This window comes from Phycisphaerales bacterium, from assembly GCA_035627955.1.
In the GTDB taxonomy this organism is placed as follows: domain Bacteria; phylum Planctomycetota; class Phycisphaerae; order Phycisphaerales; family UBA1924; genus JAEYTB01.
Window position 1 is genome coordinate 59,237 of sequence record DASPKU010000010.1, and the last position, 20,364, is coordinate 79,600.

17 protein-coding genes are annotated in these 20,364 nt (G+C 69.1%); 11 read left to right on the forward strand and 6 right to left on the reverse strand.

Translation table 11 applies throughout. The features are described from left to right. Window positions 1–23 precede the first annotated feature (23 nt). The 3 genes from VD997_08660 to VD997_08670 all read right to left on the reverse strand — a co-directional run bounded on the left by VD997_08660 (window position 24) and on the right by VD997_08670 (window position 6,477). The gene (locus tag VD997_08660) at window positions 24–1,616 is read right to left on the reverse strand and encodes an alpha-amylase family glycosyl hydrolase (protein ID HYE62055.1); all 1,593 of its coding nucleotides are present in this window, start codon (window positions 1,614–1,616) and stop codon (window positions 24–26) included. A gap of 73 nt (window positions 1,617–1,689) precedes the next feature. After that, window positions 1,690–5,004, reverse strand: coding sequence for a hypothetical protein (locus tag VD997_08665; GenBank protein ID HYE62056.1), 3,315 nt, complete (start codon window positions 5,002–5,004; stop codon window positions 1,690–1,692). Window positions 5,005–5,121: 117 nt separating this feature from the next. After that, complete coding sequence (locus tag VD997_08670; GenBank protein ID HYE62057.1) at window positions 5,122–6,477, reverse strand: hypothetical protein; 1,356 nt, start codon at window positions 6,475–6,477, stop codon at window positions 5,122–5,124. 160 nt (window positions 6,478–6,637) lie between these two features. On the opposite strand from VD997_08670, the gene VD997_08675 reads away from it, so the two are divergent. The 9 genes from VD997_08675 to VD997_08715 all read left to right on the forward strand — a co-directional run bounded on the left by VD997_08675 (window position 6,638) and on the right by VD997_08715 (window position 15,210). Beyond that, window positions 6,638–6,811: a DUF1328 domain-containing protein gene (locus tag VD997_08675; GenBank protein HYE62058.1), complete on the forward strand. Its 174-nt coding sequence runs from the start codon at window positions 6,638–6,640 to the stop codon at window positions 6,809–6,811. Window positions 6,812–6,960: 149 nt separating this feature from the next. Continuing rightward, entirely contained in the window at window positions 6,961–7,350 is a 390-nt protein-coding gene (locus tag VD997_08680) for a hypothetical protein (GenBank protein HYE62059.1), read from the forward strand. Window positions 7,351–7,497: 147 nt separating this feature from the next. Next, on the forward strand, window positions 7,498–8,892 hold the full coding sequence (locus tag VD997_08685) for a TolC family protein (GenBank protein HYE62060.1): 1,395 nt from the start codon (window positions 7,498–7,500) through the stop codon (window positions 8,890–8,892). A 98-nt stretch (window positions 8,893–8,990) separates the two neighbouring features. Next, a complete protein-coding gene (locus VD997_08690) occupies window positions 8,991–10,298 on the forward strand; it encodes an efflux RND transporter periplasmic adaptor subunit (GenBank protein ID HYE62061.1) in 1,308 nt (435 codons plus the stop codon). Further along, a complete protein-coding gene (locus VD997_08695) occupies window positions 10,285–10,998 on the forward strand; it encodes an ABC transporter ATP-binding protein (protein HYE62062.1) in 714 nt (237 codons plus the stop codon). Before VD997_08690 ends, VD997_08695 begins: the two co-directional genes overlap by 14 nt. Further along, complete coding sequence (locus VD997_08700) at window positions 10,995–12,149, forward strand: ABC transporter permease (GenBank protein ID HYE62063.1); 1,155 nt, start codon at window positions 10,995–10,997, stop codon at window positions 12,147–12,149. Before VD997_08695 ends, VD997_08700 begins: the two co-directional genes overlap by 4 nt. Window positions 12,150–12,167: 18 nt before the next feature. After that, entirely contained in the window at window positions 12,168–13,340 is a 1,173-nt protein-coding gene (locus tag VD997_08705; GenBank protein ID HYE62064.1) for an ABC transporter permease, read from the forward strand. A gap of 20 nt (window positions 13,341–13,360) precedes the next feature. Continuing rightward, entirely contained in the window at window positions 13,361–13,918 is a 558-nt protein-coding gene (locus VD997_08710) for a hypothetical protein (protein ID HYE62065.1), read from the forward strand. A gap of 56 nt (window positions 13,919–13,974) precedes the next feature. Continuing rightward, window positions 13,975–15,210, forward strand: coding sequence for a hypothetical protein (locus VD997_08715; protein ID HYE62066.1), 1,236 nt, complete (start codon window positions 13,975–13,977; stop codon window positions 15,208–15,210). A 10-nt stretch (window positions 15,211–15,220) separates the two neighbouring features. On the opposite strand, the gene VD997_08720 is transcribed toward VD997_08715, so the two are convergent. Further along, on the reverse strand, window positions 15,221–16,762 hold the full coding sequence (locus VD997_08720) for a hypothetical protein (protein ID HYE62067.1): 1,542 nt from the start codon (window positions 16,760–16,762) through the stop codon (window positions 15,221–15,223). 209 nt (window positions 16,763–16,971) lie between these two features. Beyond that, on the reverse strand, window positions 16,972–17,940 hold the full coding sequence (locus VD997_08725; protein ID HYE62068.1) for an MqnA/MqnD/SBP family protein: 969 nt from the start codon (window positions 17,938–17,940) through the stop codon (window positions 16,972–16,974). Window positions 17,941–18,412: 472 nt separating this feature from the next. On the opposite strand from VD997_08725, the gene VD997_08730 reads away from it, so the two are divergent. Beyond that, the gene (locus VD997_08730) at window positions 18,413–18,940 is read left to right on the forward strand and encodes a hypothetical protein (protein ID HYE62069.1); all 528 of its coding nucleotides are present in this window, start codon (window positions 18,413–18,415) and stop codon (window positions 18,938–18,940) included. An 83-nt stretch (window positions 18,941–19,023) separates the two neighbouring features. On the opposite strand, the gene VD997_08735 is transcribed toward VD997_08730, so the two are convergent. Next, entirely contained in the window at window positions 19,024–19,605 is a 582-nt protein-coding gene (locus tag VD997_08735) for a hypothetical protein (GenBank protein HYE62070.1), read from the reverse strand. 97 nt (window positions 19,606–19,702) lie between these two features. Between VD997_08735 and VD997_08740 the strand changes: the two genes are divergently transcribed. Next, the coding region (locus tag VD997_08740; protein ID HYE62071.1) for a GTP-binding protein at window positions 19,703–20,364 on the forward strand (662 nt) is incomplete at its 3' end.

A 20,364-nucleotide genomic window follows, 5' to 3' on the forward strand; every position in this document is an offset into this window, starting at 1 on the left:
ATGACCTAGACGACCTCGCCGACCTACGGCACCACCCGCACCGTGTACCCATACGCCGGCACCGCCCGCGGCAGGTCCGCGCCCGCGGGCGCCTCTTTCTCCGAGAGGTTCACCGCCACCTCCAGCGTCTGCTCCGCGTGCACCCGCCGGAAGCGCCACACCGCCGGGTTGCTGCACGCGAGCGGCTCGTACGAGCCCCGTCGCAGCGCCACGTTCTCGCGCCGCAGCCTGATCACCGTGCGGTAGGTCTCCAGCAGCGAGCCCTCCTTGCTCTGCTGCTCCTCCACGCTCCGCCCGTCCTTATCGTGGCTGTACTGCTTGTCCACCGTGCGAGGGTCGAGCGCGTGGTACCGCGTCATCGGCGCACCCTCCACCGCCAGCCACTTCATGGGCTCGCGCCGCGGGATGTCGTTGGAATCGCTTCCGAAGGAGCCCGCCCGCCCCAGCATGCCCAGCTCGTCGCCGTAGTAGATCACGGGCGGGAAGGGCTGGAGCAGCAGCGCCGCGGCCGCGGCCTTTGCACGCCCAGTCGTCTCTGCCTTGTCCGCGCCGATCTCGCTCGCCAGCCTGTCCACGTCGTGGTCGCCCAAGATCGCCAGGAACGTGCGGCCCTTGGGCACTTCCGCCACGGCCTTCCCCATCCACTCGTACAGCTCCGCGGCCTTCTCGGCCTTGAGGGCGCGGCGGGCGGCGAACTCGAAGGGCTTGGTGAAGGCCGCGTCGTGCGCGGGCAGGAGGTCGGTGCCCCAGGTCTCCCACTTTGCCTGCTCCGCGAAGGTGAACACGCGTGGGTTCACCTTCTGCAGCTCCCGCTTCCACTCCAGCCAGAAGGGGTCGGTGTTGTAGCCCAGGCCGCCCGGGGCGTTCTTGCCGTCGGGCTTGTAGGTGCCCCACACGTGGTCGAGCCGGAACCCCGCGACACCATCGCTGGGGTCGCCGTCGCCGTTGGGGTCGAGCCAGTGCCGGGCCTGCCCGGTGACCAGCGCACGGGCCGCGGAGTTGCGCAGGTCATAGTGCACGAACCGCACCGTCCCGCCCGTCCACGTCTTGAACGAGTACCCGAAGGGCTTGGTGCGGGCGTCGTCCTCCAACGCAAAGAGGGCCGCGTCCTCGCCGCCGGGCTTCTCGCGTGCCGCCTTGTACTGCGGCGATTCCTGATTGACGCCGTAGACCACGAAGTCGATGTAGACCTTGATGCCGGCGGCCTTGGCTGCGCTGACGAAGGCCCAGAACTCGCGCTCCTCACCGAACCATGGGTTCACGCCGGTGGCGGGCAGGTGCTGGTAGCCGTGGTACGCGGGGGATGGGAAGATCGGCGTCATCCACACGCCGGACACACCCAGTTCCTTGAGGTACGGGATCGACTCGGTCATGCCGGTAAAGCTGCCGAAGCGGTTCTCCTTCGCGATGGCCGGCAGCTCGCCCGTGCTCGGCGCGTGCCGCCAGCTGATAGGCATGATCTGGTACAGGATGTCGTCGGAGGCGTCGTAGGCCGAGGGCGAGAGCACCGCCGCCGTTGACGGCGCGGCGACCTCTGCGCCTGGGGCCTGCGCGTGCGACGGCGCTGCGTTGAGAAGACCCGCGATCAGCAGCGCCGCTCGGCAGTGGGAGTGCATTGGGTGCAGACTAGCACCCGCAGCGCCCGCCGCAAGCGTGTTCCTTCACCGCGCCGTCAGTCGCTACACCCGCTCAGCAGGGCCCGCCGCCAAGCACGCGGAAGAAGCTCTCGATGTCCGCATCGGTGCCGTAGTCGCCGTCCGCATTGAAGTCGCTCCCGCACGTGCAGCACGTATCGCAGCAGTGCCCGCCCAGGCACGCGAAGAACGCCTCGATGTCCGCGTCGGTGCCGAAGTCCCCATCGCCGTTGTAGTCCTGCGTGCCGCAGCACGGCGAGTACTCGAACGCGACCACGGTCATCGCATTCGCGCCCGTTGCCAACGGGACACCGAGCGCGATCCGCCCCGTCACCGCGTCGCGGCTGAAGGTCATGCCCACGCCGTTCACCGTTACCACGTTTACGCACTGCCCCGGGTCGCTCCGCAGCGAGGTGTACACCGTCAGCGGGAACCCCGACCGGTTGTTGAACTCATTCCGGGTCCGCCCGCCCGCCTCCGCCGTCACCGTCACATCCACCTTGTGCGTCTGGTTCGCGCTCGTGCGCACCAGCGTCACGCCGCGGAAGGTCATCGTCGTCCACGCGCTGGGCAGCTTGGGGTTGAGCACCATCGCGTTCGCGGGCGCATCGGGGCGGAAGTCCAGGAACGCCATCATGGCGTCGGCCATGGTGGACATGCTCTCCCACGCGTTGGGCCACGCGGTCTGCAGCACGAAGTCGCTCTGCCCGGGGTAGAGCAGGCTCTCGAGCGGACCGCTGCTGTACGCGATCTGCTCCGCACCGAGGCCCGTGGGGCCCAGCCGGTCCAGGCACAGGTCGAGGCGGAGCTTGTGGTTGTCGATATCGCCGGTGCCGGGCGTGAAGTCCTGCCGCTGGGCGTAGTAGAGGCCGTACCAGAGCGTGGAGAGGAACCACGGCCCGCCGCGCCAGTAGCTGTCGCCCCAGTAGCGGTTGATGGTGCCCGCGTGCTCGCCGCCGAAGTTGACCAGCGGGTGGTTGTTGCCGAAGCGGTCGGTGGCGACGCCGTTCATGCGGTCCACGAGGTGGGCCAAACGCCCGTCGTTGGCGGGGTAGACGTCGAAGGGGTACGACAGGCCCAGGTGGCTCACGTCCGTGTTCTCTCCGTCCCACGCCAGCCGCGCATCCAGCCCGTTCTTGATCGCGTTGCGGCGGTTGAAGGCGTCGGTCGCGTCCGCGGCATTCCCTACGGCGCTCGCGATGGCGCGGGCGTCGTCGAGGCCGCGATAAACCGAGGCGTTGCTGTACAGGAACACGTCGTAGCTGTCCTCCCACACGTTGTTGCTGTACATCAGGTTCGCGAAGTCGTCGAAGTAGAGGCGGCTGTCGCTGCTGTCCTGCGACATCGAGAGCACGGCATCCCGAACCGCGCTGTAGTTGAGGTTCAGGAACGCGCTGTCCCCGGTCATCAGGTACTGGTACCACACGCCCCACGGGAACGCGGCCGTCTCATCAATCTGCGGGGCCCCCCAGATCACGTACCCGTCGGTCGAGTACTTCTGCTTCCAGAAGCCCAGCCGGCCCCACGCCTCCCAGTCCCGGTAGCACACCTCGCGCATCCAGCGGTACACGTTCGCGGCCTCGGTCAGATGCCCGGTCCGGGCTAGGGTGATGGCCGCGTACACCGCGTCCCGCGGCCAGACGTACGGGTACGCCCCGTTGTGGAACCCGGCGATCACGCCGCCGTTCACGGTGTCGCAGTGCAGGGCCGTTGCCAGCAGCGAGCGCTTGAAGATGTCGTCGTACCGCTGGTCGGGCGTGTCGATCGTCACGCCCGCGTTGAGCCAGCTGCTCCAGTAGCTGTCGGTCGCCGCCTGCACCGCCCCCATCGAGCTGCTCGCGAACCAGTCCAGCACGGGTACGAGCTGCTCGTTGTAGATCGCGTCCGCGGCCGGGATCGGCCGCTGGTGCGCGCCCGCGAGGATGATGTCCACTTCGACCGGCGTGCCCGGGGGCAGCAGCACCTGCTGACCGATCCATCCCTGGAACTGGTCGCTGGAGGTGTCGCGCCAGGCCTCGCTGGCGAGCGTGCCGCCGCCCGCGCCGGGGGCCGTGACCTTCATGGCCGCGGAGAGGTAGAGGGCGTTGCTCTTCTCGTAGCCGGCGAAGGTGGTGGGGTTGTATTCGTTCGGCGGGGCGAAGCCCACGCCGGTGCCGGTGACCACGCGGAAGGTCTTGTCGAACGCGGTCATCGCGCCGCGGGCGGCGTCCCAGAACATCGCGTCGTACCCGTCGCCGCCGTTGAGCGCCGGGTCCATGTAGAAGTACACCTGCACGGTCTTGCTGCTCGGGCCGTGGTTCGTCAGCGTCATCCGCTTGATGAGGATGTGCCGCTGCGCCCGCCCGGCCGCGTCCACCGGGAACTGCACGCCGCCGCCCGCGCCGAAGAGCGGCGAGAAGTCGCTCTGCACCACCGAGATGTTGTTGCCGCCAGCGCTCAGCGTCTGCGTGGTGATCACCGTGTTCGACGTGGTCACGTAGTCCTGCGTCACACCTGAGTACCCCAGCCCCTGCTGGTTGCTCATCCAGTACGTCGTCCCATCCACGCGGATGCCGGGCATCGCCTGGTTGAGGTGCATCTGCCCGCGCCAGCCCGACGGCAGCATGGGCGGGAAGGTGTCCTGCCCGTCGACGTACCCCTCGTTCTGCGTGCCAACGCCCTGCACGCCGCCGGGCGTGGGGAAGTGGAAGTCGTAGTACGTGCCGTTCTGGTCGATCTGGGCCGCGCAGTACGTGTTGCCGATGATCGCCTCCTCCTTCCAGAAGGAGACCGGCGGGTAGCCCGCGCTGGGGTTGGCGTTGCCCGCCCCCGCGCCCGGCCACGCGATCTTGTTGGTGAACTCCGCGATCGTGGGCGTGCCCGCGGGGTTGTCGCACCTGCCGTCGGAGCAGCCGGTGTTGTTGGAGAACACCTCTGGGCCGCCGCCGCTGTGCCACGCGCCGACCGTGTACCGCACACGCTGGCCGTACGCCCGCGTCCCACCGGGCAGCGTCCCCCGCCACCAGTCCACCTGCCCGCCGGGCGTGCCCTCGTTGTGCGAGAACGTCACCTGCGACGCCGACGACCGCAGCACCTGCGTCGCGCCGCTGAGCGCCACGCCGCGGCTGCCCTGCGGCGCGCTCCCGTCGGTTGTGTAGTACACCGCGACGTCGGTGTAGTAGAACGAGTACCCGACCGCGGCCCACAGCTCGACCGTCTCACCGTCGCGCGGTGCATCGGGCTCGCGCATGGTGGTGCCCGCGGGGCCGCCATTGACGCCCTGCGTTGCGATGTGCGTGACGAACTCGGGGGTGGCCAACGCCGCCGACGCAAGCGCGACCGAAGCGAGCACAGAAACAGCGAGTTCAGACACGAGCCGGCGCGTGCGCATGGGATCACTCAACTCGGGGAATGGCATGGACTTGGGCCCACCTTGGGGCCGTCCAGCCTACACGCCCTCCCGAAGAAGTCCAGAGGAACCGCGTGACAGCACGCGGTCAGCACGTCATCAGCAGTTGCCCCCGCCCAGCACGCGGAAGAACGACTCGATGTCCTGATCGGTGCCCGCGTCGCCGTCGCCGTTGAAGTCGCTGCCGCCGGGGAAGCAGGTCGGGCAGCAGTTCCCGCCGATGCAGGCGAAGAAGGCTTCGATGTCCTGATCGGTGCCGAAGTCCCCGTCGCCGTTGAAGTCGCTGGTGCCGCACCCATTCCCCGTTGGGACCGGTGTCGCGATGATCAGGGCGTCGCTCCCGTCCGACAGCCGCCCGATGAACGCGATCTGGTTGGCCCCGTTGAGGGCGATGTTGCCGACGAGGGACGTGCGCGGGTTGCCGGTGCCCGCCCCCAGCGAGAACTGCGTGCCGTCCGGGAGCGTGATGAAGCTCGAGTCGCCCACCACCCGCACGAGCGTCGTCCCATCGCCGATGTAGATCGCCTGGGTCGGATCGTTCGGACGGAACGCCACCAGCCCGTTGTTGTTGATCACCGGCGGGAAGTTCGCGAACGCGTTGTTCACCAGCCCCGCGGGGTTGAACGGCTCACTCGAGGCGATCACCACCGGGTCCGCTGTGCCGTCGCCGCGCATCAGTCGGAAGCTGCTGTCCGCGGCCACGCGCACAAAGAACGCCACCTGCCCCGCGTCGTTGAGGTCCGTGCCGTTGGAGATCAGGTTGTACGGCGAGCCCGCCGTCGCCTGGATGATCACCGGCGCCTGCCCCTCCTGCCAGCGGACCACGCCCGCGCCGCCGCTGCGGAGGTCCGCCTTGCTCGCCATCTGGTGGCCCGCGTTGACAGTGGGGGAGTACAGGAACGAGTACGGCGTCGCCCCGTCCGTGCTCGCCAGCAGCGTCTGCACCCGCGTCGCCCCGACGAAGCGATCGAGGATGTGCTTCGAGATGCCGCCCGAAGACCCGCGGTAGCCGATCGCGCCCGTGGTCGTCAGGCGTGCGCGGGTGACCGGCCCGGTGATGCCCTCCGTCCCGCCCACCGGGTACGTGTCGAGCAGGTTGCCGTTGTAGTCGCGCAGCTCGACCCCGCCGTCGTTGAGGCTGAGGGCGATCCGCCCGTTGAGCATGTCGATGGAGCTGGAGTACAAGGCGCTGGCGTTGGTCACGACGACGCGGCTGGACTGCTCGGCCGCGCTCCACACGAAGATCCCCTCGCCCCCGCTCATGGTGTACCGCACGCACGCGTTGCCCTGGTCGTCCAGCCCGGGGTCGTTCTGCACCAGCTCCGCCCCGTTGGGGATCCCGAACCCGCTGGCTCCCTCCCGTGCCACCACCCGGAATGTCCACTCCGTCGGGACCTGGCCAAGAGCAGTCGAAGCAAATGCAGCAAGCAACGCGGCAACAGAAAGCGTCTTCATGAAGTAGTCCTCGGGGTGGCTTGGGGTTGGCACGGGCCATTCGCTCGCGGCCCCGCCCATGTTCCACCACCGGGTGATCCCGCGCGCAAACCACCGCCACGCAAGGTTCACCGCACTATCAGGCGGCGGGTGCACGGTGTGGGCAGACCGGAGGTGTGACATGCTCAAGTGGGCACTGGTTTTCCTTGTCGTCGCCATCATCGCCGCGATCTTCGGCTTCGCCGGCGTCGCCGGCGCCGCGGCCGACATCGCCAAGGTGCTGTTCTTCATCTTCATCGCGATGTTCGTGCTGGGCCTCATCGCGGCCATCTTCGTGACCAAGAAGATCTTTTAGCCGGCTGGCCGCCGGCGCGATCGAACCGATGCCGAACAACCCGCTTATCGCCCCTCAACACGGCACAAGCGGGCGGGCGCCTGAACCGATACGCGCATAGACCACTACAATGAGCGGACGCTCAGAGGAGGTCTCGCCTGGCGTATCCCTTGGCCAAGCTGCTGGTCCTCGTGTGCATCGCCCTGCAGGCGGTGGTCGGGATCGGCACGCACCAGCGGGTCGTCGCCCTTGCGTCGTGCGAAGCCACCGCCTGCGCCTGCTGCGCCCCTGAGGAGGTGAGCTGTTGCTCCTCAAAGGCCGAGCGCCGCTGCGAGATGGCGTGCGGCTGCTGTGCCCGTCCCGCCGAGCGGCCCGCCCCTGTCAACGAGCCCACCCGCCTTGGTGAGGTAAAGGTGGACCGGGTGCTGCCCCAGTGGCGGCCCGTGCTGCCGACGCCGAGTTCTCTCGGCTCGATGAGCCGCAGCGCGCTCGTACTGCGTGAGGACTCACCCGCGGGCCGCGCTTCTTGCGGCATCGCCACCACCCGCATCGTCGTTTAGACACTTGCTCCATGGCCGCATTGCGCGCCCGCCGAACGGCCGGGAGCGCGTGTTCGTGCCGCGTGTCCCCGTTGCGGGGCGCCGGCGCTCCGGTTCAATGGTCAGCAGCCCCCGCGCACCCTCGTCGCGACGGCTCTGGAGTGAGCAATGACACACGTCTGGACCACCTGCCGCGCCGCGGCCGCGCTCAACCTTCTGGGCGCGGGGCTCTCCGGCTGCGCCTCCTACTCAGCCCGCCCGGTTGACCTGCACGCGCACCGGGCCGCCTGGGCTGAGCGCACGCCCGAATCCCCCGATGTGCGCCTGCTCGCGGAGGAGCTGTCGAAGGCGAGCGGCGAGCCCGTCTCCCTCGACCTCGCCGACGGGCTCTCCGCTGCCGAGGCCGAGCTTGTGGCACTGGTTTACAACCCCGAGCTGCGTGTGGCCCGTCTGCGGGCGGGTGTGGCCCGCGCCACCGCCGACAACGCCGGCCGCTGGGAGGACCCCGTCCTCGGCGGCGAGGTCACCCGTTTCCTTCAGTCCACCGCCAACCCCTGGATGCTGGCCACCACACTGGGGCTGACGCTCCCGGTCTCCGGCCGCCTTGGCATTGAGCGTCAGCGCGCCGGCGCCGAGCACGCCACCGCCATCACCCGCGTCTTCGAGCAGGAGTGGACCGTCCGCAACGAGCTCCGCCGCGCCTGGGCCCGCTGGAGCGCGGCCGAGCAGAAGGCCCGCGTCACGCGCGAGTACCTCGCCAGCCTCGAGGGCCTTGTGGGCATCGTCGACCGCCTCGAACAGGCCGGCGAGCTGCCCACCATCGACGCCCGCTTTTTCAAGATCGAGCACTCGATGCGCCGCAATGAGCTGGTGCAGATGGAAGCGATGCGCCGCGAGGCCGAGTTGATGGTGCGGCAGGTCATGGGCCTGTCGCCCGGCGCGCCCGTCACACTGCTGCCCGGTCTTTCACCGGATGTGGACGCAAGCCTTTCGCCCGAGCACTTGCTCGAGCGCAGCCCCGCCCTCGCGGTCGCGCAGGCCGAGTACGAGGTCGCCGAGAAGTCGCTGGAGCTGGAAGTCCGACGCCAGTACCCCGACCTCATGGTCGGCCCCGGCTACGGGCGCGAGGAGGGCATGGACCAGGCGATCGGCATGTTCCAGCTGCCGCTGCCCCTGTGGAACCGCAACCGCGAGGGCGTGGCCCGAGCCGAGGCCGAGCGCGAGGTTGCGCGGGCGATGCTCGAGACGACGTTGGAGCGCGTTGAGTCCCAGCTCGCCCAGGCACGCGTGTCGTACGAGGCCGCACTCGCCCGGCGCGAGACCCTCGAACGCGAGATCGTCCCGCTCGTCGATGAGCAGTTCGCCGCCTCCCGCCGCGTCGCAGAACTCGGCGAGGTTAACACCCTCTCCCTGCTCGAAGCCGTGTCACGCCAGCAGGAGGTCCGCATGGCCCTGATCGAAGCCAAGCTCGAGGAGTGGCTCGCGGCCATCCGCGTGAGCGAGCTCACCGGCCCCGCGGCGGCCGCTCACCCATCTGGCACCGCGAAGGAGGCCCAGCAATGACGCAGGCCGCCCCCGATGTCAGATCCCTCTCCCGCGGCCGTCCCGACGCACCTGCACCCATTTCGGTACCGCGTCCGCCCCGCCGCCTGTGGGCCCGCGTGGGCGTGCCTCTGGCCGTGCTGCTGTCGATCGCCGCCCTGGTGCTCTACTCCGCGCGGGCCCTGCTGTGGCGGGCGACGGACGTGTGGGTCGCCCCAGTGCTCTCCCGCCACGCTGCGTCGTCTGCCAGCGGCGCTGGCTCTGCCGCCCGCCCCGCCCAAGTCCTCGTGCAGGCCCCCGGCTGGGTTGAGGCCGACCCCTACGCCATCAGCGTCACCGCCCTCACCGAGGGCGTCGTCAGCGAAGTGCTGGTGCTCGAAGGCCAGCGCGTGCAGCAGGGCGATGTGGTGGCCCGCCTCGTCAACGAGGACGCCAAGCTCGCCCTCAGCCGCTCCGAAGCCGAGCTCGAGGCCATGGAGTCCGAGCTCATGCAGGCCCGCGCCAATGTCTACGCCGCGGAGGCCCGCGCGGCTGAGGTCCGCGACGAGGTCGAGCGCAAGCGGCCGCTCGTGCAGGCCGGCGGCATCTCCGAAGGCCAGTTCGCCCGCCTGGAGATCCGCCTCCGCAGCATGGACCTGGAGGTCGAGTCCGCCAAGAGCGCCGTCAAGGTCGCACAGGCCAAGGTGCGCCAGCACGAGCTCGCATGCGAGGAAGCCGAGCTCGCCCTCTCGCGCACCGAGGTACGCTCGCCGTCCTCGGGCGTCGTCCTCGCCCGCCTGGTCGAGCCCGGCACCCGCATCAGCATGAACGCTGCCGCCGGCATGCCCGGCGCGATCGTGCGCCTCTACGACCCTCAGCGCCTCCAGGTACGCGTCGATGTACCCATCGCCGAGGCCGCGAAGGTCGGCATGGGCACGCCCGCCCAGATCGTCACCGAGGCAATGCCCGACACCGTGTTCAAGGGCGTGGTGACGCGCCTGGTGCATGAGGCCAACATCCAGCGGAACACCGTGCAGGTGAAGGTCGCGATCGAGAACCCCAGCGAGACCCTCAAGCCCGAGATGCTCACCCGCGTGCGCTTCATGGGCCAGGGCAAGCCCGCGACCGGCAGCACCGCCGGTACCCCCTCCACCGCACAACAAGACTCAACCACATTCCTCGTCCCCGCCGCCGCCCTGCTGCACGCCAGCGGCGGCGTTGCCCACGTCTTCATCGTCGACCGCACCGCCGACGCCGGGGCCATGGCCTCCATGCGGCAGGTCTCCTTCACCCCCGCGATGGACGGCTACGTCGAAGCCCAGGGCCCGCTGCACGAGGGCGACCGGGTCATCATCGAGCCCTTGGACAGGGTGCGTGACGGCGGGCGCGTCCGCGTGCTGGGCGAGAAACAAGTCAGCGAGCAAGGAGGCCCGCATGCCACTCATTGAGTGCCGGCAGCTCACCAAGTCCTACAGGAAGGGGGACGCCACCATCACGCCCCTCCACCAGCTCGACCTCACCGTCGAGGCCGGCGAGTTCCTCGCCCTCATGGGCCCATCCGGCAGCGGCAAGACCACACTGCTCAACCTGATCGCCGGCATTGACCGCCCCACCGGCGGCCAGCTGCTCATCGCGGGCACCGACATCGCCACGCTCTCGCGCTCGCGCCTCGCCGACTGGCGCAGCGAGAACGTCGGCTACATCTTCCAGCTCTACAACCTCGTCCCCGTGCTCACCGCGTACGAGAACATCGAGCTGCCCCTGCTGCTGCACAGGATGTCCGCCCGCGAGCGCCACGACCGCGTCTCCGCCGCTCTCTCCCTTGTCGGCATCGCCGACCGCCACGACCACTACCCCCGCCAGCTCAGCGGCGGCCAGGAGCAGCGCGTCGCCATCGCCCGCGCCATCGTCACCGACCCCCGCATCATCGTCGCCGACGAACCCACCGGCGACCTCGACGCCGCCTCCGCCAGGTCCATCCTCCAGCTGCTCACCCGCCTCAACCAGGAGCTGGGCAAGACCCTCATCATGGTCACGCACGACGCCAAGTCCGCGGCCTACGCCCGCAAAACCCTCCACCTCGAAAAAGGCCGCCTCGTCGAGCAGACCGAGAACGAGCACCCAGCCGCACAGGAGGTGCTCTCGTGATCGCACCCCGCTTCCTCCCCCTCATCCTCAAGCAGGTCTCGCGCCACACTACCCGCACCCTCCTCACCGTCGCGGGCGTGACGGTCGCCATGTTCCTCTTCATCGCCGTGCAGACGCTCCAGCACAGCGTCCGCAAGGCCACCGAGACCACCGCCGCCGACACCACCCTCGTCGTCTACCGCGAGAACCGCTTCTGCCCCGCCACCAGCCGCATCCCCGAGTACTACGGCCCCCGCATCGAGAAAATCGCCGGCGTCAAGGACGTCATCCCCATGGCGATCGTTGTCAACAACTGCCGCGCCAGCCTCGACGTCATCACCTTCCGCGGCGTGCCCCAGGACGACCTCTCCAAGATCTCGGGCGACTGGAAGCTCGTCGAAGGCGACCTCGCCGACTGGAACCGCCGCTCCGACGCAGCGTTCGTCGGTGAGCGCCTCGCCCAGCGCCGCGGCTTCAAGGTGGGCCAGTCCTTCGACTCCTCCGGCATCACCGTCTACGTCGCCGGGATCATCCGCTCGCCACACCCGCAGGACGAGAACGTCGCCTACGTGCACCTCGACTTCATCCAGCGTGCCTCCACCAGCCGCGCGGGCCAGGGCATCGTTACGCAGTTCACCGTACACGTGAACAACCCCGCCGAGCTCGAGCAGATCGCCGAGAAGATCGACGCCGAGTTCCGCCACGAGGCCGACCCCACGACCACCCGCTCGGAGAAGGCCTTCGTTGCCCAGGCCGGCGCCGACCTCGTCGAGATCGTCCGGTTCACCCGCTACCTCGGCTGGGGCTGCCTCGCCGCGGTGCTCGCGCTCGTCGCCAACGCCATCGTGCTCTCCGTGCAGGACCGCATCAAGGAGCACGCCGTGCTCCAGACGCTCGGCTTCCGCAGCGGCGTCATCGCCCGCCTCATCGTGGGCGAAGGGCTGGTCATGGGCATCGCTGGCGGCGTCCTGGGCACCGCCCTCGCCGTCGCCGTGGTCCGCTACGGCAACTTCAGCCTCAGCAACGAGGGCCAGAGCGTGAACATCACTTCCGACTGGAACGTCGTCGCTCTGGGGCTTGCGCTCGCGGCGGGGGTGGGGGTCGTGGCCGGCCTCGTCCCCGCGTGGCAGGCCTCACGCCGCGAGATCGCCGCCTGCTTCCGCGCGGTGTAAGGAGCACAAGGACCCACCATGAAGCTCCTCCCCATCGACTACGCCGTGCGGAACCTGGGAAGGTCCACCGCGCGCCTGCTGCTCTCGGTGCTCGGCAGCGCCCTGGTCGTGCTGCTCGTCCTCGCCGCCGCGGCCTTCGTCCGCGGCATGGACGCCTCCCTCCGCTCCACCGGCCACCCCGACAACGTCATCATCCTCGGATCAGGGAGCGAAGAGTCCATCGAGCGCAGCGAGATCGAGGCCGGCGTCGGCGGCCTCGTCACCGCCACCATCCAGGGCATCCGCACCCGCGCCGGCCAGGCCTACGTCTCCCCCGAGGTGCACGTGCAGCTCCCCGTCAAGACCGACCCCCAGCAGGAGCGCGGCCCCACCGTCCTCGTCCGCGGCGTCACGCCCCCCGCCATGCTCGTGCACAGCGACGTGCAGGTGGTCGAGGGCCGGCCTCCCCGCGCTGGTTACGACGAGGTCATGGTCGGCGCCATGGTCCACGTCAAGCTCGGCGTCGCGCCCGAAGCCCTCGCGCTGGGCAACAAGCTCTACATCGACGACCGCCCACTCACCATCGTCGGCCGCTTCGCCTCCCCTGGCACCGTCACGCAGGCCGAGCTCTGGGTCCCGCTCACCGACCTCAAGCAGGCCACCAAGCGGGAGACCGACTCCTGCGTCGTCCTCACGCTGGACCGCGACAAGGCCGACGCCAGCGACGTCGAGCTCTTCGCCCGCACACGCTTCGACCTCGAGATCACCTCCACCCCCGAACAGGCCTACTACGCCCGCCTCTCGCAGTTCTTCGCCCCTATCCGCATCGTCGCCTGGGTCACCGCCGGCCTCATCGGCATCGGCGGGCTCTTCGGCGGCCTCAACACCATGTACGCCGCGTTCGCCTCGCGCGTACGCGAGATCGGCACGCTCCAGAGCCTCGGGTTCCGGCGCGGCGCCATCGTCGTGAGCCTCGTGCAGGAGTCCGTGCTCGCCACCTGCGCCGGCTCGCTGCTCGCGGCCGCGCTCGGCCTGCTGCTCCTCGATGGGCTCGCCGTCCGCTTCTCCATGGGCGCGTTCGGCCTCCGCGTTGATGCCGTGGCCATGATCATCGCCCTCGGCTCTGGCATCGTGCTGGGGCTGGTGGGCTCACTCCCCCCCGCGTGGCGATGCCTGCGCCTGAGCATCCCCGTCGCCCTCAAGTCGATATAACCTTCTGCAAGGAGTCACCTATGAAGACCGCCGCCCTGATGACCGCCACCATCTGCTCGCTGCTCGCCCTCAGCGCCTGTGAGAAGAAGCCCGCCACCAACCAGACCACCCCGCCCACGAAGACCTCCGCCGCGCCCGCGGGTGCCCCCGCCGGGGCCCTCCCCGGCGAACTCTTCCTCACCGCCGCGCCCGCCGATGCCAAGCCCGTCAAGCAGGCCAAGCAGTCGGTGAAAGTCGGCGACACCGTCGCCGTCGTCGGTCGCGTGGGCGGCAGCCGTAAGCCCTTTATGGAAGATCGCGCCGTGTTCACGCTCATGGACCCCGAGCTCCCCGCCTGCTCAGACAACCCCGACGACGGCTGCAAGTACCCGTGGGACTACTGCTGCGAGAAGAAGGAGGACATCGCCGCCAGCGCCGCCACCATCCAGGTTGTTGACGCCGCCGGGATACCGCTGCGCGTTGGCCTCAAGGGCGAGCACGGCCTCAAGGAGCTCTCCCGCCTCACCGTCGTCGGCAAGGTCACCCAGCTCGACGGCCCGACAATGGTCATCAGCGCCACGGGCATCCACATCAACTGACACGCTGACCGAAGCAGCGGCGGAGGACCAGAGTGAGGGGGCGTACCAGGTGGTGGATGCTGGCAGGCCCATCAGCGTGCGCGCTGGTTGCGGGCAGCGCCATGGCCCTGCTGCCCGCAACGGTTTGGACTCCGGCGGCTGTCGGTCCCGCGGCGATGATCGGCGTCGTTATTTACGCCGTGATCGCCGGGCGCAAGCTCAAGCTCCGCCAGGCCGACCCGCACACTCAGGCGCTCTTCGGTGTCGGTATCACGCTCGCCTACGCAGTCCTGGTCGTGACTTCAGGTTTCTGGCCCGGCGGCTGGGGCGGCGCGGCCATCCCGCTCACGTTCTTCATCATCGCCGGCGGCGTGCAGGTCATGATCTTCGCCCTCCGCACGCGAAGAGTGGGGGATTCGCTCCACTGCCCAAAGTGCGACTACGAGCTCGGCGTCGACCCGGCGAGCGCTCCCAACGTCTGCCCCGAGTGTGCTACCGCCTGGCACGACCGCTGGATCACCGGCGCCCGCACCCGCTCGGTCCCCCTCGCCGCCACGGGCGCCGTGCTGTGCTTCATCGGCCTCTCGCCACTCGTGCTGAAGTTCGGCGGCCTCGGCGCGGGCGTGATGACCCTCGCGCCCAACGCCCTGCTCATCACCACCGCCGCCACCGATGCGTGGGGCCACAACAAGGCCACCTGGGGGGAGGTCGGCCGCCGCACCTTCACTCAGGAAGAGACCGATCGGCTCGCCGCCAAGCTCCTCGACGTCCGCCGCGGCACCGGCTACCTCTACGGCCCGCCGGCCGCCTGGTTGGAAGCCGCCGCCGCCGCGAACTCCCTCTCGCCCGATGTGCTGCGGCGGTACTACGACGAGTGGTTCGAGCCCGAGATCGACCTGCCCGACAGAGTCTCGCTCGGCCAGCTGCAGGAGATCTCCGTCCGCGGCGAAGAACGCGGGCGCGGCCCCGGGACCCGCATGTTCATCTGGGTCCAGGATGTGCGCGTCAACGGCGTCCCGCTCGCCAACCCCGGGGTCAGCAAGCTCGGCGGCCGCTGGATCTACACGCTCTACCGGTCACGCGAGGGCCGCTACAGCTCGCACCCGGACGACCGCGTGCCGTCGCACTCGTGGACCCCCGCCGCGGAAGGCTCGCACGAGGTGGAGCTGACCCTCTACCAGTGCGTCGTCCCCTCGGGCACGATGCCCACGCCCGCGACCGAGCCCGACGGCCGCCCGACGCGCCCGGCCGCCAGCACGCACTTCGAGCAGCGCACTCTCCGGAAAACCGTGGAGGTCGTCGCAGAGCGCTGAGGCGCCGCGATCACACGCTCATTGCCAGCAGCTCAACCGACGGCATGATGTTCCCGATCGCGTCCATCACCTGGAACGAGTTCGTCCGCAGGTAGTACACGCCGGTGGGCAGCGTCGTCGCCGAGTTCAGGCGGTACGTGACCATCCAGCTCGTCGGGCTCTCCTGCGAAGCGCTCACCACCGCCAGCGCACTCTTGAACGCCCCGCCGCCCGCCCCCCCGCTCGACAGCTTCGGCCCGTACATCATCAGGGTCTGCCCGCCCGTCAGCGACGCATCGTTCAGCCCATCGGCATCGCTGAACCGCACCGTGAACTCCAGGGTCTTGCTCGAGGTCTTGGCCGCGCTCACGACCTCCGCCGCCGTGCCGCTCACCGCCGACTCGGCCGGCCCGGTCGCCGTGTACGCGCCGTTGACAAAGTACCCCGACAGCACCGACAGCTTGGCGCTCTGCCCCGGCCGCACCACGCTCTCGAACACCTGGCTCGCCCGCATGCTCAGCGTGTACGCCCCTGGCGTGCTCACCCACCCACCCTCGGGCGCTGCGAACCGGTACGTCGCGAGCACCGACCCATCCGCGCCCACGATCGGTGACTCCACCAGCGACGCCAGCACCGTCCCCTTCGCGCCGCTGTACTGCAGATCACCGTGCCCGATCGACCCAAGGTCCACGCCCAGCTCCGCGCGGTACCGGATGCACACCGTCCACGCGTCCGCCGTGAAGGTCGACGATGCCAGCTGCGCCGCCGGCCGGTCGCTCGTGTAGCTCTGCGTGCCCATCACGTACGACGGCAGCGAGTTGCCGCTCGTATCGAACACCTGCCCGCCTCGCAGCACGATTGTGTACGACCCGCGGTCCATCCAGCTCGCCGCGTTCTGCGCCGTCTTCGCGTAATAGTACGCCGTGATCGTCGCGCCCGATCCCGTCGTGTACGCGGGTCTTCCCAGCGACACCAGCGCCCCCGCGCTCTGCACCTGCAGGTCGCCCAGGCCGATCGACGCGCGGTCAATCCCGATGTCGTCGGTGTAGCGAATGCCGATCAGCCACTGCGACATGTTGCCCAGGGTGGCGCTCACCAGGTCCGCCCGCGGCCCCGCGAACGACAGCGACTGCGACTTCAGCGTCGCCGCCGCGTTCCACTGCCCCGACTTGCTCCGCACCTGCATCGACGCGAGCGACACCGTGTACAACCCGCTGTCCGCCCAGTCCCACGCCCCGCCCCGGGCGGTCACTACGTACTTGGCGACCACCGACCCGTCCGCCTGCACCGTCGTGCCAGCCAGTCGCCCCAGCTCGCTGAACGAAGCTAGGGAGACACCGCCGACGCTCTTCGCCGCCGACGCCACGCGCACGTCGTTTCCGTTGATGGATGTGACGTCGATCCCCGTCGCCGCCGCGTACCGCACCGTCACCGTCATATCGACCTTGCCCACGCTCACGCTGAGCAGCGAAGCAGTGGGGGCCGAGAGCACCAGCCGCGGCTCCAGCGCCTCAACAGCGCCAAGCCCAGCAGTGCCAGGGGAGGTCAGGAGTGAGTCGATCGTTCCACGCATGGAGAGGTCCTCTGGAAAGCCCGCCGATGGCGAGTGGGAACCAGGCCTCTCTTGCGCTGCGGCCCCGACGGGCCGTTCTCCTCTGTCATCGATCGCCAATCGATCAATCTTGAGCGTTTACAGCCCTCGAAGCCCCCGCGCCAGCGCCGCCTACCACCCAATCCACCAAGCCCCGATACCCCGCCCTCGCTCACAACTTCTTCCGCAACTTAGATGGCATCCACCGCCACCGTATCGCACAGCCCCGCCCGCGCCCCCTCATCAAACAGCCGCTGCACCGCGGCGAGCCCCTCCGGCCCCATGTCCACCGTCCACCGGTTCACGTACATCTTCACGTACTCATCCACCCGCTCCAGCGTCGGCGCCCCGCTTCCCCCTGGCTTGGCCGCGTTCGCCAGCGCAAATGGCAGCGTGTACTCCAGCGACTCGCGCCGGTGCTCCAGCGCATAATCCACGCTCCGCCGCAGCGTGCGCGAAACCTCGTCGACCGACCCCGCCCCAAACCGCGCATCAAGGTCCCGCCGCACCGCGTTGCACCCCAAGGGCAGCGGCAGCCCCGTCTGCTCCTGCCACCACTTCCCAAGGTCCACCACCAGCTTGAGCCCCGCCTGCTCGTACAGCAGCTGGCCCTCATGGATCACCAGCCCCGCATCCACCTCACCCTCCGCCACCGCCGCGATGATCCGCTCGAAGGGCATCTCGACAACCTTGCCCTCCTTCGCAACCCGCTCCCGCCCCAGCAGCATCCCAAGCACCAGAAACGCCGTGGTCCGCCGCCCCGGGATCGCGATCCGCACGTCGCCGCCGCGCAGGCAGTTCACGCAGTGCACCTTCTCGGAGTCCGCCCGCCTCACCACCTTGGGCCCGAACCCCTCGCCGAACGACGAGCCCGTCCGCGTCACCACATACCGTTCCCGCACGTTCCCCCAGGCGCGGAACGAGAGCGCCGTGATGTCCAGGTCGCCCACCTCCGCGGCCCGCCGGTTCAGCACCTCGATGTCAGCCGGCAGCGCCGCAAACCGGAACCGCCCCGTGTCAATTACCGGCGGCGACACCTGCATGCCATCAGGGCGCACCTTGCCCGTGATCGGCCACCACATGAACGCATCGTCGGGATCGGGCGAATGGGCCAGCGTCAGCACCGGGCGTGCGTCGTGGGGCTCGTGTGGGTCGGGCATGACCCATCGTAATCACCGTGCGCCGGCTGCCCGCTTCAGCGGTCCCGCCCCCAGCGCCGCTCCGTGCTCGCCGAGCGCCGGCGCAAATCCTGCTGCTCGCTGCGCAGCCACCGGCGCGGACGGCCCTTGTCGTACACGGGCTTGGGAGACACACGCTTCTGCGGATCCGTGGACGTTTTCATAGCTGCACCGAATCCACCATACCTCATGCACGCGATTCCACAAGAGGCCGAGGGGTGTCCGGCGATGCCCCGTCCATGGGTGCACGACCGGGGGGATACCCGCAAGTCCCGGGCCCACGAGCGCCTAGAGATTCGCCGAACGGCCTGAGAGTTGAACTTCACACCGCCCTAGGTTAACCTGTGCAACCCTTCGAAGGCAGTAGGCCCTGGCGTGCGGTGTTGGGATTCACCGCGACTCTCGCGTTGTGCGGGAAACGAAGAGCCGATGCCCCTCGAGGCCATTCGTGGAGTTGAGACACCTACTTTGGTCGGCAACAACCTGTGACTACCCCGGAGCTGGACTCTACTTCGGGCTGAGCCTTCATGCCGAGCACGTTGCCCTGGCGCGTTTCCTGACTCCGAAGCAGGTCCGAACCTGCACCGGCGGCACGGTCACGCTCCGCATCGGCGAGCCCCCGTTCCCCATCAACTACTTCGCTGTCCGCGACCCCTCCGCCGTCAAAGTGAAGCCCGTCGACAAGCCCCCGCTCCACAACGGCTTCCGGCACGTCAAGCTCACCTGCAACTTCGACCGCTCCTCCTGCACCCCCGAGACCGAGGCAATCGCCCGCCAGGTCGACGACACCGGCAAGCGCATGGCCCCGCCCGGGAAGCCCCCCTCCACGGCCGCGTTCCTCCTCACCATCGGCCTTTCAATTTCCCGCGAGGACCGGTTCTTCAAAGACGCCATCATGTCCCATCCCGCTCAGGGCTGGGACGAGCTCTACCAGCGCATGAAAGACCTCGGTTGCCGTGACCAGGACGGCGTCGGCGCCTGACCTTCGTCGCGCTGTCTACGCGCCGCATTCCGGGCACTGCAGCGCGCCCTTCAACTCGTACCCGCAGCTCGGGCACAGCCCCTTCACACGCCGGCGCGCCCGCCGCACCCCTCGACCGCTGTGAGCGCGCCGAACCACACCACCGCCGCCAGCGCGGTGTTCGCCGCGAACCCGGGCACGTACGGCGTGCACGGCAGCGCCCTTGGGTCGTACCACGCTCCCGTCGACCGGGGCGGCAACTCCAGACCGCCCGTCACCTTCCCCGTTGTGGCCACGCCCGTTCCCAGGCCTGAAAACCGGTACGTCAACGCCACCCACGGCCACCCACACCCCTCGACGATCTCATAGTGCGCGTTCGGCCACGCGTTCAGCGTCACAGGCTCCGGCAGGCGTGCCGCCCACCCCGGCAGCATGCCGAGCGTGTCGCTCTCCTGGTAGTGCGACGCGCGAATCATCACCGTCGAGATCGCCCGCTTCCGCGCCGGCTTCAACTCGATCCCCACCAGCCACCATTCCTGCTTGCTCAACGCTCGCCCGCGCGTCACATCGAACGAGTCGCCGGTGAGCATGAACGCCCCGGCCGCCCAAGCGACAGCAATCGTCGTGAGCACGCCCAGGCACACGCACGACACCGCACGCCGCACCCATGGCCGCGAGGTCTTCATGCCCGGCCAGTCTACCGCCGAAGCTCCCCGGACCCGGTGATTCAGCGAGGCCACCCGCACTCAAGCAACCGCCCCGGGTCACCTACTATTGCTCCGAATGCCCGACGCGCAGCCGAACAGAACCCATATCCGCAACTTCTCGATCATCGCCCACATCGACCACGGAAAATCGACCCTCGCGGATCGGCTCTTGGAGCACACGGGCACCATCGAGGCGCGCAAGATGCGCGACCAGGTGCTCGACCGCATGGACCTCGAGCGCGAGCGCGGCATCACCATCAAGGCGCATTCGGTGCGGCTCGACTACACGGCGCTCGATGGTCAGAAGTACGTCCTCAACCTGATCGACACGCCCGGGCACATGGACTTCTCGTACGAGGTCACCCGTTCGCTGTCGGCGTGCGAGGGCGCCCTGCTGCTCGTGGACGCCTCGCAGGGCGTTCAGGCGCAGACGCTGGCCAACGCGTACCTCGCTGCGGGCAACAACCTCGAGATCATTCCGGTCATCAACAAGATCGACCTGCCGGGCGCGCAGCCGGACGAGGCGCGCCGTCAGATTACCGAGGTGATCGCTCTCGATGGCGCCCATGCGCTCCTCGCCAGCGCCAAGCAGGGCACCGGGGTGCCCGAGATTCTCGAGGCGATCGTCGAGCGGCTGCCGCCGCCCGGCGGCAACCCCGAAGCGCCGCTCAAGGCGCTGAGCTTCGATTCCTGGTACGACCCGTACCGCGGCGTGGTGATCGTCGTGCGGGTAATCGA

Bases quoted from the DNA above. Each gene is read 5' to 3' on its own strand.
- VD997_08695 (HYE62062.1), top strand. From the start codon at position 10,285: ATGCCACTCATTGAGTGCCGGCAGCTCACCAAGTCCTACAGGAAGGGG.
- VD997_08705 (HYE62064.1), top strand. From the start codon at position 12,168: ATGAAGCTCCTCCCCATCGACTACGCCGTGCGGAACCTGGGAAGGTCC.
- VD997_08670 (HYE62057.1), bottom strand. From the start codon at position 6,477: ATGAAGACGCTTTCTGTTGCCGCGTTGCTTGCTGCATTTGCTTCGACT.
- VD997_08715 (HYE62066.1), top strand. From the start codon at position 13,975: ATGCTGGCAGGCCCATCAGCGTGCGCGCTGGTTGCGGGCAGCGCCATG.
- VD997_08665 (HYE62056.1), bottom strand. From the start codon at position 5,004: ATGCGCACGCGCCGGCTCGTGTCTGAACTCGCTGTTTCTGTGCTCGCT.
- VD997_08735 (HYE62070.1), bottom strand. From the start codon at position 19,605: ATGAAGACCTCGCGGCCATGGGTGCGGCGTGCGGTGTCGTGCGTGTGC.
- VD997_08685 (HYE62060.1), top strand. From the start codon at position 7,498: ATGACACACGTCTGGACCACCTGCCGCGCCGCGGCCGCGCTCAACCTT.
- VD997_08725 (HYE62068.1), bottom strand. From the start codon at position 17,940: ATGCCCGACCCACACGAGCCCCACGACGCACGCCCGGTGCTGACGCTG.
- VD997_08675 (HYE62058.1), top strand. From the start codon at position 6,638: ATGCTCAAGTGGGCACTGGTTTTCCTTGTCGTCGCCATCATCGCCGCG.
- VD997_08710 (HYE62065.1), top strand. From the start codon at position 13,361: ATGAAGACCGCCGCCCTGATGACCGCCACCATCTGCTCGCTGCTCGCC.
- VD997_08720 (HYE62067.1), bottom strand. From the start codon at position 16,762: ATGCGTGGAACGATCGACTCACTCCTGACCTCCCCTGGCACTGCTGGG.
- VD997_08660 (HYE62055.1), bottom strand. From the start codon at position 1,616: ATGCACTCCCACTGCCGAGCGGCGCTGCTGATCGCGGGTCTTCTCAAC.